Here is a 12,754-nt window from a genome sequence, read left to right as displayed (position 1 = left end):
ACCGCCCGGCCGCTACTCCCCGGAGGGCTCGGCGGCGAAGGCCTGCGAGGACCGGGCCGCGTAGTCGCGGTCCCCGACCAGCACGGCGTCCCGGCCGTCCACGTCGGCGAGCCGGACCTGGACCGCCTCGCGCAGCGAGGTCGGCAGGTTCTTGCCCACGTAGTCGGCCCGGATCGGCAGCTCGCGGTGGCCCCGGTCGACCAGCACGGCGAGCTGCACGGCGCGGGGGCGGCCGATGTCGCTCAGCGCGTCGAGCGCGGCGCGGATGGTGCGGCCGGAGAAGAGGACGTCGTCGACCAGGATGACCAGCTTGCCCTCGATCCCGTCGGCCGGGATCTCGGTGTGCTCGGCGGCGCGGGCGGGCTTCAGCCGCAGGTCGTCCCGGTACATGGTGATGTCCAGGGTGCCCATGGGTATCTCGCGGCCGGTGATCTGGGCCAGCTTGGCCTGCAGGCGGCGGGCGAGGTGGACCCCGCGGGTGTGGATGCCGAGCAGCACGACGTCCTCCGCGCCCTTGGCGCGCTCGACGATCTCGTGCGCGATCCGGGTGATCACCCGGGTCACGTCGGTGGCGTCCAGCACCTGGTGCGGTGGACGCGCTGAGTCAGTACGTGTGGTCATGCCGAAGCCGACCTCCTTCCCCGCCTCACAGGACGGGCTTTAAAGGATGTCTGGTGAACGGATCCGGGCTGCGCCGGAAGCCGCCGCCATCGTAACAGGGCGATCATGTCTGCCTGGTCAGGGGCCCAATCGCACGAGTGCACCATTCGGCTTGACGCAACTACCTCACTCTACGTAACCTCACAGTGAGTTACGAGACCGCAGCCGAACCCACCGGTAACGCAGCCGGGTCCGGCAGTTGAACCACCAGCCCGCTCGTGCTCACCCTTCAACGCGAAGCAATCTCGTCCGGGGAGACCAATGTCCAGCGACTACGCGAAGCAGCTCGGGGCCAAGCTCCGGGCGATCCGCACTCAGCAGGGGCTCTCCCTGCACGGCGTCGAGGAGAAGTCCCAGGGGCGCTGGAAGGCCGTGGTGGTCGGCTCGTACGAGCGCGGCGACCGCGCGGTCACGGTGCAGCGCCTCGCGGAGCTGGCGGAGTTCTACGGCGTGCCGGTCCAGGAGCTGCTGCCCGGCGGCACCCCCGGCGGCGCGGCCGAGCCGCCGCCGCGCCTGGTGCTCGACCTGGAGAGACTGACCCAGGTGCCGTCCGAGAAGGCCGGCCCGCTGCAGCGCTACGCGGCCACCATCCAGAGCCAGCGCGGCGACTACAACGGGAAGGTGCTGTCGATCCGTCAGGACGACCTGCGCACCCTGGCCGTCATCTACGACCAGTCCCCCTCGATCCTCACCGAGCAGCTGATCAGCTGGGGCGTGCTCAACCCGGACGCGCGGCGCGCGGTGCGGGAGGAGGACGTCAGCTGACCTGACGTCACCTGCAGAAACGTCACGGCGGAGCGGGCCCGGCCGGGCCCGCTCCGCCGTTCGCGCACACCGGCCCGGGTCAGCACACCGTCCCCAGGCTGAACCCCGGCGCGGCCGCCACCCCGTCCAGCTCCAGCGCCGCCGGCACGTACCCGTACCCGCCGCCCTGCCAGGCCCAGGCCACCTGCCGGTACTCCCCGCAGGCCGAGCCCTGGGTCCCGTGCAGCACCGCCGCCCCCGGCAGCTCCCGGTACAGCCCGGCGCAGAGCACCGCGCAGACCAGGTCCAGGTCCTCGTCGTTGATCCGCACCACGCCGTCCTCCCAGTGCAGGATCCGCGCCTCGGCCGCCAGCCGCCCGCCCGGCGCCTCCACCGAGCAGCGGAACTCGTACGTCCCCGGCCCGGCCCCCACCAGCATCCGGCGGAACACCTCCGCCCCAGCCTGGTAGGCCCGCCGCACCGCCGGGTCGGCGTCCCCCTCGGCCGCGTACAACCCGCCGTCCAGCAACAGGTCCGCGTGGCGCAGCGTCAGCCCGTTCTCCCGGGCCCGCACCAGGCGCGGCAGGAAGTCCCCGCTCAGCTCCTCGCCCTGGTAGGGCAGCAGCTGGGTCTGCAGCGGCGGGTTGACCAGGTAGCGGTCCCGGGAGGCCGGTTCGGCCGGGTCCAGCCCGTGCAGCAGGCAGAACTCCGCGAAGTCCTGCGGATGGAACACCCGGGCCTGCACCGTCCCGAAACTGCGCCGCGCCTCCTCCAGCAGCACCGCGGTGTCCAGCAGGTAGGCGTCGTAGTCCGGAGCGTCCGTCAGCCGCCACTCCCGCACCCGCTCGAAGTCCTCCGGACCGGCCAGGATGCCCGTCACGAACGCCTGGTCCTCGTGCCGGGCCGGCTGGTGGGAGGTGCAGCGGGAGGTGCGGGACGGGCGACCGTTACGGCTCATCGGAGGCTCCTGATGGTTCGTCGGCGGCGGAGTGCCGCTGCCCCCTTACCTCCCCCTCCCCGGCCATCGCACACGTACCGCACGTCACAGACCTGTAACCGTCCGTGAGGGGCCGGCCACCCCAGCACCGCGCGCCCCGGGGCAGCGAGCGGGAGACTGGAGCTCCCGGGCCGTGGCGTCCAGCCCTTCTCCGGTCGGCCGTCGCGCGCCCGCAACCGCCCGACGCAGTCGCCCAGGAGGTCCGCCATGGACCCGTCCGCCCTCCGCGCGGCCGCAACCCCGGCCACGCTCGCCGGCTACCTCAGCGCCTTACCGCAACCCGCTGCGCACCCGCACGGCCCGGCCCGGAGCGTCCGCGAAGACGAGTACCAGGGCCACCGGATCACCATCACCACCACCTACGAGATCACCGTCGACGGGCGGCCGCTGCCCGCGCACATCGGGGTGGACGACAGCGGCGAGGTGCACTGCCACGCCCTGCCCGCCTACCAGGTGGCCTCCGCGGTCGAGCTCGTCCGCGCTCTGATCGACGCCTTCCCCGACGACTTCGGCCCCGGCGGGAACCACGAGCACGATCACGACCACCACGAGCACGGGAGTGGTTGAGATGGCCGCCGTCCGCCGCAACGTGGTCACCGACACCGCCGCCCGGGACGCCTACGTCCGCGGGGTGAAGCTGCTCAAGGCGGAGCAGACCACCGCCACCACCGCCGACTTCGGCATTCCCGGCACCCCGGCCCCGGTCCGCACCTACGACCTGTTCGTGATCTGGCACCACCTCGCGATGAACCAGCCCGTCCCACCCGGCGGTGACTCATCGGTGCGCAACCGCGCCCACCGCGGCCCGGTCTTCCTGCCCTGGCACCGGGTGATGCTCGGAGTCCTGGAGGCCAACCTCCAACGGGTGCTCCAGGAACCGGAGTTCGGCCTGCCCTACTGGGACTGGTCGGCCGACGGCGACCTGGCCGCCCCGCAGAGCGCGACGCTCTGGAAGCCGGAGTGGCTGGGCGGCCAGGGCCGGCCCGTCGCCGACGGCCCGTTCGCCTTCCGGCCCGGCACCCCGGGCACCTTCCGGATCCGGATCGAGGCCACCCTCGACAACAACCTCCGCCAGGTCAACCGCGGCCTGCGCCGCGCCTTCGGCCGCCCGAACGCCTCCCCCACCCTGCCCGGCACCGACGACGTGGACCTCGCCTACGACACCGTCGCCGATCCCGCGCTCGCCACCTACGACTTCAGCCCGTGGAACACCACCTCACGCGGCTTCCGCAACCGGCTGGAGGGCTTCCGGGGCACCGGCCTGCACAACCAGGTCCACCTCTGGGTCGGCGGCGACATGCTCCCGGCCTCCTCCCCCAACGACCCGGTCTTCTACCTCCACCACTGCAACGTCGACCGCCTCTGGGAAGGCTGGATGAACCGCCACGGCCGGACCTACCTCCCGACCATGGCCGCACCCGCCTCCCTCACCGGCCACCGCATCGACGACGAGATCGTCTCCCCGCTCGGCCCCGCCGCCACCCCGCGCAGCGTCCTCGACCCGGGCACCCTCTACAGCTACGACACCCTCCCCTGACAGCACGTCAGGCCCGGCTCCGAGGAGCCGGGCCTGTTCCTGCCGCTGCCCCTGATCAGGCCGGGCGCGGCGTCCGGGCCAGCTGGCGGGACTGGGCGACCAGCCGCCCCGAGGCGTCCCAGATCTCGCAGTCCTCCTCGAAGTGGCCGGCCGCCACGTTCCTGGTCGCGTGCACGACGCGGAGCCAGCCGGGTACCGGCCGGGCCCGCAGGTGGACCGTCAGTTCGATGGTCGGCGCCCAGCCGGGCATGCCGAGGTCGAAGGTGACCGGCGGCAGCGCGTCGGCCACCAGCAGCAGCGAGAGCGGGTCCGGCTCCCGCCCGTCGGCCAGCTTGAACCAGCCCTGGATCAGCCCCCGCCCGGACGGCTGCCCGAGCGCCCAGCCGACGCTGGCCGGGTCCAGCCGCAGGTCGAACCGCTCCAGCAGCGCGGCCTGCGAGATCAGCTGCGGCGGCGCGTGCTCCACCCCGATGCACTGCTCCACCGGCGGCAGTTGCGGCGCCACCGCGGTGGTCCGCACCTCCCCCTGATGGGTGCTCAGGTCCCCGTAGGTGGCGAGCACCCGCAGCCGCTCCTCCCCGCCCTGGCTCAGCGAGGCCGTCCCGGTGGAGAGCGAACGCCCCCGCCGCACCGACTCCGTCCGCACCTCGGCCGGCCCGGGCACCGAGGCCGACAGGTAGTACCCGCTGATCGAGACCGGGTCCGGGTGCTCGGGGTGGTCCAGCGAGAGCGCGTGCCCGGCCACCGCCAGCAGCAGCCCTCCGTTGACCCCGCCGCCGATCTGCCAGCCCTCGCCCAACTCGGCCCGGTACGCCCCCGGGCCGTCGGGGCTGAGGGCGATGCCCTGGTCGAACTCGCTGAGGATCGCGGTGGTCATCGGTGGAGCCGCCTTCACAGAGCAGTTACCCGTCAGTAGCCACCATAGACCGGCCGCCCCCGGGAACGACAGGGCCGCCGGACCCCCGAAGGGGCCGGCGGCTCCGTGGTCGGTGCTCAGTCGCGACGCAGGGTCGGCTTGAGCTCCAGGAAGCGGGCGAGCAGGCCGTTGACGAAGGCCGGGGAGTCGTCCGTGGAGTACTCCTTGGCGATCTCGACGGCCTCGTCCAGGACGACCGCGTCCGGGACGCCGTCCTCCCAGATCAGCTCGTAGGCACCGAGGCGAAGGACGTTGCGGTCCGCGATCGGCATCCGGTCGAGGGTCCAGCCCACGGCGTAGGTGGAGATCAGCTCGTCGATCTTGCGGGCGTGCTGGACGTAGCCCTCGATCAACTGCATGGTGTACTCACCGACCTGCGGGATGCCCTCGTCCGGCTTGGGGTCGCGCGCCCGCGCGATCCAGTCGGCGAGCACCCGCTGGGGGTCGACCCCGCGGTGGTCGGCCTCGAAGAGGATCTGGAAGGCCCGGGTGCGGGCCTTGGTGCGAGCAGCGGACACGGTTACTTGACCCGGCCCAGGTAGCTGCCGTCGCGGGTGTCGACCTTGACCTTCTCACCGGTGGTGACGAAGAGCGGGACCTGGATCTCGGTGCCGGTCTCCAGGGTGGCCGGCTTGGTGCCACCGGTGGAGCGGTCGCCCTGGACGCCCGGCTCGGTCTCGGCGATCACGAGCTCGACGGCGGCCGGGAGCTCGACGTACAGCGGGGAGCCGTCGTTCTGCGCGACCAGGGCCTCGAAGCCCTCCAGCAGGTACTTGGCGGCGTCGCCGACGACCGACGGCTCGATGGTGAGCTGGTCGTAGGTGTCCATGTCCATGAACACGAAGTTCTCGCCGTCCTTGTACGAGAACTGCATGGTGCGCTTGTCGACGTTGGCGGTCTCCACCTTCACGCCGGCGTTGAAGGTCTTGTCGACGACCTTGCCGCTGAGGACCTCCTTGAGCTTGGTGCGCACGAAGGCCGGGCCCTTGCCGGGCTTCACGTGCTGGAACTCGACGACGGACCACAGCTTGCCGTCGATGTTGAGGACCATGCCGTTCTTGAGATCGTTCGTGGAAGCCACGGGCGCACTAACTCCTGGATATAGCTGTCAAGGAACCAAGGGGATGCGCGTTCCGCAGCCGCCGGGGCGGCTACAGCGCGAGGAGCTCCTTGGTCGTGATGGTGAGCAGCTCGGGCCCGCCCTCTTCGAGGGGGCGCACCACGAGTGTGTCCTCGATCCGGACCCCGCCCTTTCCGGGGATGTGCACCCCGGGGCCGACGGTGACCGGCACGCGATTGTCCAGTTTACCCATGTCCGCGGGCCCGAGACGCGGCGCCTCCCTGATCTCGAGTCCGATGCCGTGACCGAGCGGGTGCGCGGCGTTGCCCACGTGGCCCGCCGAACGGAGGATCTCGCGGGCCGCCCGGTCCGGCTCGTGCTCCGCGACACCCGGCCCGAGCGCCTCCCGGCCGGCCCGCTGGGCGCGGAAGACCAGCCGGTGCAGGTCCACCTGCCAGGGGGCGGGGGCGGCGCCGATCACGAAGGTGCGGGCGGTGGAGACCCGGTAGCCGCGGTACTGCGCGCCGAGCACCACGGTGAGGAAGTCGCCCTCCTCCACCCGGCGGTCGGTGGGCAGGTGGGCCTCCTGGCCGGAGTGGCTGCCGGTGCCCACCGAGACCGGGAAGGCGGCCCGGTCCGCGCCGTGGTCGATCATCCGGCGCTCCAGCTCCATCGCCAGGTGGCGCTCGGTACGGCCGACCAGGATCGACTCCAGCAGCTCCCCGAGCGCCTGGTCGGCGATCTCGGCGGCGATCCGCAGGTCGGCGATCTCGTGCTCGTCCTTCACCACCCGCTGGCGCTCCACCGCCCGGGCCAGGTCCAGCAGGTTGACCCCCTTGGCCAGCCCGCCCACCGCGCGGTGCCGACTGACCGTCAGGTCGTGCTCCTCCACCGCCAGGTCGCGCACCCCCAGCCGGGCCGCCGCCTCGGCGGCGGCCAGCGCGGTGTCGGTCTCGCCGGGCACCGGCACCCGGGAGACCTCGGGGTCGTCCGGCACCAGGTGCTCGCCGGTGTCGTCCGGGGGCAGGTCCTCGGGCAGCGCGAGCAGGGCGCGGTCGCGGGTGAGCAGGAGGGTGGCCCCGCAGGGCGCGCAGCCGGTCAGGTACCGGACGTTCGCGGGACGGGTGATCAGCGCCGCGTCGGCGCCGGAGGCGCTGCAGTGCTGCCTGAGCCGTTCCCGCCGGGCCGCATGTGCGTCAACCATGCCCCGAGCCTAAGAACCCCACGCCGCCCCCGCCCGTCGAGCGCAGCCGCCCGTGGCCGCGGGCATGGGTCAGGGGCGCGGGGAACTGCGCGAGACGGAAGACAGGGACCCGTGTGCCGGGTACGGGCCTTCACCTGCAAGTGGCTGTCCGTACCCGGCACACGGGTCGTCGCCTTCCGCAGCGCGCAGTTCCCCGCGCCCCCGAAGCATCACCTCCAGCCCAGCAGGGGCCCGAGGTGGGTGGCGATGTCGGTGAGGATCTGGACGTAGTCGTCGTGGTCGAAGCTGAAGGGCAGGGCGAAGACGACCTCGTCGACCGCCTGGAACCCCGCGTGGGCGTACAGCCGTTCGGCGATCTCGGCGGACGTCCCCACCAGGTCCGGTGCGAACATCATCCGGGCCGGCCCCTGCGGGGTGGCGGTGCGCGGGAGCCGCTTCCGCGCGTACTCCTGGTACTTCGCGCGCTGCTGCGGCGTGGCGCTGTCGGTGGGGACGACCACCAGGCCCTGGGAGACCCGGGCGCGGGCGCCCTCGGGGTGGTGGCTGCGGAAGGCGTCGATCTGCGAGCGCTGGATGGTGGCGAAGTCCTCCGACTCCTCCGCCCGGACCACGTTGCTGGTCAGCAGGTTGAGCCCCTGCCCGCCCGCCCAGCGGGCCGAGCGCAGGCTGCCGCCGCCGTACCAGACGCGGTCCGCCAGGCCGGGCGCGACGGGCTGGACCCGGTCGGAGTAGACCTCGATGCCCTCGACGCCGCTGAAGTCGGTGGCGGGCTCGCCCTTGACGAAGCGCAGCAGCCGCGAGACCCGCTCGTAGCCGAACTCCTCGGTCTCGGCGGTGTCCGGGTACAGCGCGGGGGCGACCTGGTCCCAGTGGCCGGGGCGGCCGACGCTGACTCCGGGGTTGAGGCGGCCGCCGGACAGCAGGTCGACGGTCGCGAGGTCCTCGGCCAGGCGCAGCGGGTTCTCCCAGCCCAGGGGGATGACCGCGGTGCCCAGTTCGATCCGGTGGGTGCGCTGGGTGGCCGCGGCGAGGACGGCGACCGGGGAGGAGATCCCGTACTGGAGGTGCCGGTGGCGGACCCAGGCGCCGTCGAAGCCCAGCTGCTCGCCGAGCTCGATGATCCGGAGCGTGGACTCGTGTCCCTTGCCGGGATCGGCGGGGTCGAACAGTCCGATGGTCAGGAAGCCCAGCTTGCGAAGGGGCTGCGAGGGCGAGGGCACCGGGTCCTCCGTTCTCCGCGACGGGCCGGACGCGGTACGGCGCGGGTCGACCGACACGGCCCGGCCGGTCACCGGGCGCCCCGCCACGGTCACACGCACCGAGGAGACGATCAAGGGGCGGACCGGAATGGACATCGGGGGCAACACAGCCGTGACGTCCCGGCAGCAAGCGGGGGCGCGGTCAGCCGGAAGCGACCTCCCGCAGGGCCGTCTCGATGCTCGCGGGAATGTCGGTGACCGGGTACTGGACCTGACGGACCGTCCGGTCGGGGCCGATCACCAGGGTGAGGCGCTTGAGGCGGGGGGTGCCGCCGGCCCGGAGGGTGGGGAGGCGGAGGGCGGCGGCGAGTTCCAGGGCGGCGTCGGAGAGCAGGGGGAAGGCGAGGTCCTCGGCCGAGGCGAAGGCGCGCTGTTCGTCGGTGCGCTGGGTGGAGACGCCGTGCACGGTGGCCCCGGCGGCGGTGAACTCGGCGAGCCGGGCCTGGTAGCCGCGGGATTCGAGGGTGCAGCCGGCCGCGCCGGGGACGGCGCCCCAGCCGGGCGGGTAGAGCTCGGGGCGGGCGAAGGCGCCGGGGAAGCAGTAGAGGACGGTGAGCCCGTCGACCGGGTCGAGCGGCCCGTCCGCGGAGGGGAGCAGGAGCTCGGGCACCCGGGTGCCGAGCAGCGCGTGCACCCGCTCGGCCTCGCGGGAGTGCTCGTCGGCGGTGGCGGTGTAGCCGCCGTCGCCGAGCAGCCAGGTGTCGCCCCAGTCCTGGAGGGCGACCAGGACGGGCAGCAGGCCGCGCCCGCGCTCGGTGAGGCGGTACTCGTAGCGGGGCGGGCGGGTCTGGTAGGGCTCGCGGCTGAGCACCCCGGCGTCCACCAGCAGGGCCAGACGCTCCGTCAGGACCTTGCGGGAGAGGCCGAGTTCGTGCTGGAGGCCGTCGAAGCGGTGCTGACCGCGCGCGATGTCGCGGACGATCAGCAGCGTCCAGGCGTCGCCGACCACGTCCAGGGACTGGGCGACGGCGCAGTTCTCGTCACCGGGCCCGCCTCGTCTGGGCACCCGCCCTCCTCCGTCGAAATGCCGTTGACCCTCACCCTCCCATGCTGGCATAGTCCGTTCCCTAAAGGAACTGACTACTCGGGGGCCGATTCACGTGCGAGCAGTACCGAAGGCCGTCTGGCTCCTCTCGGTGGGCATCTTCGTCAACACCATGACCGCCTTCACCTTCGTCTACCTCTTCCTCTTCCTGACCGCCGAGCGCGGCATCGGCGTCGCCGGGGCGGGCCTGGTCGCGGGCGTGGGCGGGATCGGGTCGGTGGCGGGGAACTTCACCGGCGGGTGGTTCGGGGACCACTTCGGGCACCGGCGGGTGCTGCTGATCAGCTCGGTGGTCTCCGGCGCGGGGCTGGTCGTGCTGCCGGTGCTGCCGGTGGCGGCCCTGCTGCTGGTGCTGCCGCTGTCGATGTACGCCTCCGGCGCGGCCCGGGCGGCCAACGCCACCCTGGTCACCGCCGCCGTCCCGGCCGGGGCCCGGCGGCAGGGCGTCGCGGTGATGCGGTTCGCCGGGAACGCGGGCTTCGCGCTGGGCGCGCCGCTCGGCGGTCTGATCGCGGCCCAGGTCTCGTACGGGTGGCTCTTCCTGGCCGACGGGATCGGCGCGCTGCTGTTCGCGGGGTACGCCGCGCTGGTGCTCACCGCCGACCCGGGCAAGGCCGAGCGGGCCGCCGTCGCCGCCGGGGGCGAGTCGCTGTGGAGCGCGCTGCGGGCCCGGCCGGCGCTGCTGGTGCTGCTGCCGGCCATCGTGGTGATCGACACCGTCTACCGCCAGCAGTACGGCACCCTGCCGGTCTTCCTGCGGGACCACGGCATCGGCAGCGAGGTGTACGGCGCCCTGATGGCGGTCAACGGCGGGCTGATCCTCCTCCTGGAGCTGCCCGCCACCGTGGCCCTGCGCAAGCGCTCCCCGCTGCGGATGATCGCCGCCGGGCTGGCCCTGGTCGGCCTCGGCTACGGGCTGCTGGTGCTCGGTGCCTCGGTCTGGCTCGCGGTCGCCACCCTGGTGCTGCTCACCCTCGGCGAGATCCTCTACAAGACCCCGGCCACCGCGTACGTCGCGGACTGCGCCCCGCTCCACCTCCAGGGGCGCTTCCAGAGCCTGTACGCGGGCGCCTCGATCAGCGGCTCCGTCCTGGCCCCGGCGATCGGCGGCCCGGTGTACGACGCGGCGCCCGGTCTGCTCTGGCCGCTCTGCGCCGGGGCCGGCCTGCTCGCGGGCGCGGCGGTCCTGCTGGCCGCCTCCCCCGCCCTGCGCTCCCGGCCTCCGCGGCCCGCGCCGGCGGCCGCGGAGGCCGGGGTCCTGGAGAACGCCTGAGCCCCCGTCAGCGGGAGTTGACGGACGCCGGGTGGCACAACCGCCGGGCACCGTCGGTGTGAGAAGGTCGTGCCGCCCGGACCGCCGCGGGCCAGGACCGTCCAGGAGGTACCCGCGATGACCCGCCTCGAGAGATGGGAGTGCCTCACCCAGCTCCCGCTGATGGTGCTGTCGGTGCTCTTCGCGGTCGCGTACGCCGTGCCGATCCTGCGCCCCGAGGCCCACCCGGCGGTGCTGCACGCGGCCTGGTGGACGGAGTGGGTGGTCTGGGCCGCGCTCACCTGCGACTACCTGGTCCGGCTCTACCTGGCCGAGCACCGCTGGCGGTTCGTCCGTTCGCAGCCGCTCTCGCTGCTCGCGGTGCTGCTGCCGCTGGCGGGTCCGCTGCGGCTGCTGCGGCTGGTCTCCACCGCGGTGCTGGCCGGGCAGCGGGTGCGGATGGCCGCCCAGGTGCGGCTGACCACCTACGTGGTGGGGGCGGTGATCGGGCTGCTGGTCTTCGGCTCGCTGGCCGTGCTGGACATCGAACGGTCCTCGCCGACGGCCAACATCCGCACCCTGGACGACGCGCTCTGGTGGTCCTTCACCACCATGACCACCGTCGGGTACGGCGACCACACCCCGACCACCGGGCTGGGCCGGCTGCTGGCGGTCGGGCTGATGCTCTCGGGCATCGCCCTGCTGGGCGTGGTGACGGCCAACATCGCCGCCTGGTTCATCTCCCGCGCCGACGCCGAGGAGCGGATGGAGCACGTCAACCACCTGGCGATCCGCGAACTCACCGCGGAGGTCCGCGAGTTGCGCCGCCAGGTGGCCGAGCTGTCGGCCACCGCCCCCGAGGGACTGATCGGCACTCCGTCAGGTCCGGGGGAATGGACCGGGGCGGGGCCGCGTTGAGCCCAGGTGAAAACGGTTTCCAGTCGGTGACGGCCGGGAACCCCGAACCGAGGAGGACCGGATGGCTAGCACCGACCTGCGCCCGATCGTGAAGCTGAAGTCCACGGCGGGGACGGGCTACACCTACGTCACCCGCAAGAGCCGGCGCAACGACCCGGACCGCCTGGTCCTGCGGAAGTTCGACCCGGTCGCCCGCGAGCACGTGCTCTTCCGCGAGGAGCGCTGACCGCCCGGCCCCGGCCGATTCCCGCAGGTGGGAACCGGCCGGGGCCGCTCCACGTCCCCACGAGCGGGGCGGTCGGCGGGGCCGCCCGTCCCGGTTGCTAGCATCCGGTCCTCGGCGCAGCTCGGCCGGTACGTCGGAGGGGGCAGGGAGATGGCACGTCCGCTGGCCGTGGGCCTGCTGGCCGCGTCGGTGGTGCTGACGGCGGCTCAGACCGCGCAGGCCGCCGAGGTGCGCAACGGCAGGATCACCACCACCCTGGGCGGGGTGCCGGCCACCCTGCCGGTCGGCGGCACCTTCGAGGTCACCCTGACCGTCAGCTCGACCTCCCCGCACCGCATCCAGCCCGGCGGCTTCTCCCTCGCCCTCAGCACCAACGCCCGCACCGGCGGCGTGCCCACCGACGGGATCACGGTGGTCTGGCAGGACCCGGCGAACGGCGGCTGGCGCCCCTCCGACCGGGTCGACCCGAGCGGCCGGTGGAGCCTGAGCGAGCCGGCCGGCGCCGTCACCGTCCAGCCGCGCGGCACCCTGACCGTCCGGGCCAAGGTCACCCTGGCCGGCAAGGCCGCCAAGGGCAGCTACCAGCTCACCAGCAGCGGGCTGGACTCGCCGGTCCTGATCAGCACCGGCGAGGACCCGGCCACCGGCGGCCTGGAGGCCAAGGAGCAGGCCCAGGCCGTCTTCCAGTACGGACCGGCGAGCCCCGGCCCCACCCCCAGCCGGTCCGGACGCAGCTCCGCCCCGCCCAAGGCCACCGCCCGGCCGTCCGGCACCGCCCCCGCGGAGGCGTCCCCTTCCGCCGCCGACCCGGCGCCCGCCGCCGCCCCGGCCGCCGCCACCGGGCCGGACCCGCTCTCGCTCTGGATCGCCGGGCTGCTCACCGTCGCACTGGCGGCCTTCACCGTGCACTCGATCCTCCGGCGCCGCCGGCGCTGA

At 73.5% G+C, this 12,754-nt stretch carries 15 protein-coding genes; 7 read left to right on the top strand and 8 right to left on the bottom strand.

Features of this window, described 5'->3' with window-relative positions; translation table 11 throughout:
• Nucleotides 1-12 precede the first annotated feature (12 nt).
• Nucleotides 13-621 (bottom strand): bifunctional pyr operon transcriptional regulator/uracil phosphoribosyltransferase PyrR, encoded by a 609-nt coding sequence (pyrR, locus tag ACIA8O_RS22070; RefSeq protein WP_396295620.1) that lies wholly within the window; start codon nucleotides 619-621, stop codon nucleotides 13-15.
• A gap of 300 nt (nucleotides 622-921) precedes the next feature.
• Here pyrR and ACIA8O_RS22065 point away from each other — a divergent pair, with 300 nt between their 5' ends.
• Nucleotides 922-1,425, top strand: a complete 504-nt coding sequence (locus ACIA8O_RS22065) for a transcriptional regulator (RefSeq protein ID WP_396295619.1) — start codon at nucleotides 922-924, stop codon at nucleotides 1,423-1,425.
• Nucleotides 1,426-1,504: 79 nt separating this feature from the next.
• Here ACIA8O_RS22065 and ACIA8O_RS22060 read toward each other — a convergent pair whose 3' ends face one another.
• Nucleotides 1,505-2,362: a hypothetical protein gene (locus ACIA8O_RS22060; RefSeq protein WP_396295618.1), complete on the bottom strand. Its 858-nt coding sequence runs from the start codon at nucleotides 2,360-2,362 to the stop codon at nucleotides 1,505-1,507.
• Between the two features lie 246 nt (nucleotides 2,363-2,608).
• Here ACIA8O_RS22060 and ACIA8O_RS22055 point away from each other — a divergent pair, with 246 nt between their 5' ends.
• Complete coding sequence (locus ACIA8O_RS22055; protein ID WP_396295617.1) at nucleotides 2,609-2,968, top strand: hypothetical protein; 360 nt, start codon at nucleotides 2,609-2,611, stop codon at nucleotides 2,966-2,968.
• 1 nt (nucleotide 2,969) lies between these two features.
• Nucleotides 2,970-3,938: a tyrosinase family protein gene (locus tag ACIA8O_RS22050; RefSeq protein ID WP_396295616.1), complete on the top strand. Its 969-nt coding sequence runs from the start codon at nucleotides 2,970-2,972 to the stop codon at nucleotides 3,936-3,938.
• A gap of 55 nt (nucleotides 3,939-3,993) precedes the next feature.
• Here ACIA8O_RS22050 and ACIA8O_RS22045 read toward each other — a convergent pair whose 3' ends face one another.
• The 6 genes from ACIA8O_RS22045 to ACIA8O_RS22020 form a co-directional block, all read right to left on the bottom strand.
• Entirely contained in the window at nucleotides 3,994-4,815 is an 822-nt protein-coding gene (locus ACIA8O_RS22045; RefSeq protein ID WP_396295615.1) for a thioesterase family protein, read from the bottom strand.
• Between the two features lie 116 nt (nucleotides 4,816-4,931).
• On the bottom strand, nucleotides 4,932-5,372 hold the full coding sequence (gene nusB / locus ACIA8O_RS22040; RefSeq protein WP_345283287.1) for a transcription antitermination factor NusB: 441 nt from the start codon (nucleotides 5,370-5,372) through the stop codon (nucleotides 4,932-4,934).
• Between the two features lie 2 nt (nucleotides 5,373-5,374).
• A complete protein-coding gene (efp, locus tag ACIA8O_RS22035; RefSeq protein ID WP_345283286.1) occupies nucleotides 5,375-5,935 on the bottom strand; it encodes an elongation factor P in 561 nt (186 codons plus the stop codon).
• A 70-nt stretch (nucleotides 5,936-6,005) separates the two neighbouring features.
• Nucleotides 6,006-7,118, bottom strand: a complete 1,113-nt coding sequence (locus tag ACIA8O_RS22030) for a M24 family metallopeptidase (RefSeq protein WP_396295614.1) — start codon at nucleotides 7,116-7,118, stop codon at nucleotides 6,006-6,008.
• A 209-nt stretch (nucleotides 7,119-7,327) separates the two neighbouring features.
• Nucleotides 7,328-8,338 carry an LLM class flavin-dependent oxidoreductase gene (locus ACIA8O_RS22025; RefSeq protein WP_396295613.1) on the bottom strand — a complete coding sequence of 337 codons (1,011 nt, stop codon included), beginning with the start codon at nucleotides 8,336-8,338 and terminating at the stop codon, nucleotides 7,328-7,330.
• A gap of 181 nt (nucleotides 8,339-8,519) precedes the next feature.
• The gene (locus tag ACIA8O_RS22020; RefSeq protein ID WP_396295612.1) at nucleotides 8,520-9,383 is read right to left on the bottom strand and encodes a winged helix-turn-helix transcriptional regulator; all 864 of its coding nucleotides are present in this window, start codon (nucleotides 9,381-9,383) and stop codon (nucleotides 8,520-8,522) included.
• 94 nt (nucleotides 9,384-9,477) lie between these two features.
• Here ACIA8O_RS22020 and ACIA8O_RS22015 point away from each other — a divergent pair, with 94 nt between their 5' ends.
• From ACIA8O_RS22015 to ACIA8O_RS22000, 4 genes are all read left to right on the top strand, one after another.
• The gene (locus tag ACIA8O_RS22015) at nucleotides 9,478-10,695 is read left to right on the top strand and encodes an MFS transporter (protein ID WP_396295611.1); all 1,218 of its coding nucleotides are present in this window, start codon (nucleotides 9,478-9,480) and stop codon (nucleotides 10,693-10,695) included.
• A 117-nt stretch (nucleotides 10,696-10,812) separates the two neighbouring features.
• Nucleotides 10,813-11,592 carry a potassium channel family protein gene (locus ACIA8O_RS22010; protein WP_396295610.1) on the top strand — a complete coding sequence of 260 codons (780 nt, stop codon included), beginning with the start codon at nucleotides 10,813-10,815 and terminating at the stop codon, nucleotides 11,590-11,592.
• 61 nt (nucleotides 11,593-11,653) lie between these two features.
• The gene (gene rpmG, locus ACIA8O_RS22005; RefSeq protein ID WP_345279061.1) at nucleotides 11,654-11,818 is read left to right on the top strand and encodes a 50S ribosomal protein L33; all 165 of its coding nucleotides are present in this window, start codon (nucleotides 11,654-11,656) and stop codon (nucleotides 11,816-11,818) included.
• A 150-nt stretch (nucleotides 11,819-11,968) separates the two neighbouring features.
• The gene (locus ACIA8O_RS22000; protein WP_396295609.1) at nucleotides 11,969-12,754 is read left to right on the top strand and encodes a hypothetical protein; all 786 of its coding nucleotides are present in this window, start codon (nucleotides 11,969-11,971) and stop codon (nucleotides 12,752-12,754) included.

This window comes from Kitasatospora sp. NPDC051853 (assembly GCF_044452665.1).
Taxonomy (GTDB): domain Bacteria; phylum Actinomycetota; class Actinomycetes; order Streptomycetales; family Streptomycetaceae; genus Kitasatospora.
Note: the sequence above shows the minus strand (reverse complement) of the source record. Positions and strands in the feature narration are given on the sequence as shown.

Bases quoted from the DNA above. Each gene is read 5' to 3' on its own strand.
- ACIA8O_RS22055 (WP_396295617.1), top strand. From the start codon at position 2,609: ATGGACCCGTCCGCCCTCCGCGCGGCCGCAACCCCGGCCACGCTCGCC.
- ACIA8O_RS22000 (WP_396295609.1), top strand. From the start codon at position 11,969: ATGGCACGTCCGCTGGCCGTGGGCCTGCTGGCCGCGTCGGTGGTGCTG.
- ACIA8O_RS22010 (WP_396295610.1), top strand. From the start codon at position 10,813: ATGACCCGCCTCGAGAGATGGGAGTGCCTCACCCAGCTCCCGCTGATG.
- ACIA8O_RS22065 (WP_396295619.1), top strand. From the start codon at position 922: ATGTCCAGCGACTACGCGAAGCAGCTCGGGGCCAAGCTCCGGGCGATC.
- ACIA8O_RS22030 (WP_396295614.1), bottom strand. From the start codon at position 7,118: ATGGTTGACGCACATGCGGCCCGGCGGGAACGGCTCAGGCAGCACTGC.
- ACIA8O_RS22050 (WP_396295616.1), top strand. From the start codon at position 2,970: ATGGCCGCCGTCCGCCGCAACGTGGTCACCGACACCGCCGCCCGGGAC.
- ACIA8O_RS22060 (WP_396295618.1), bottom strand. From the start codon at position 2,362: ATGAGCCGTAACGGTCGCCCGTCCCGCACCTCCCGCTGCACCTCCCAC.
- rpmG (WP_345279061.1), top strand. From the start codon at position 11,654: ATGGCTAGCACCGACCTGCGCCCGATCGTGAAGCTGAAGTCCACGGCG.
- ACIA8O_RS22045 (WP_396295615.1), bottom strand. From the start codon at position 4,815: ATGACCACCGCGATCCTCAGCGAGTTCGACCAGGGCATCGCCCTCAGC.
- pyrR (WP_396295620.1), bottom strand. From the start codon at position 621: ATGACCACACGTACTGACTCAGCGCGTCCACCGCACCAGGTGCTGGAC.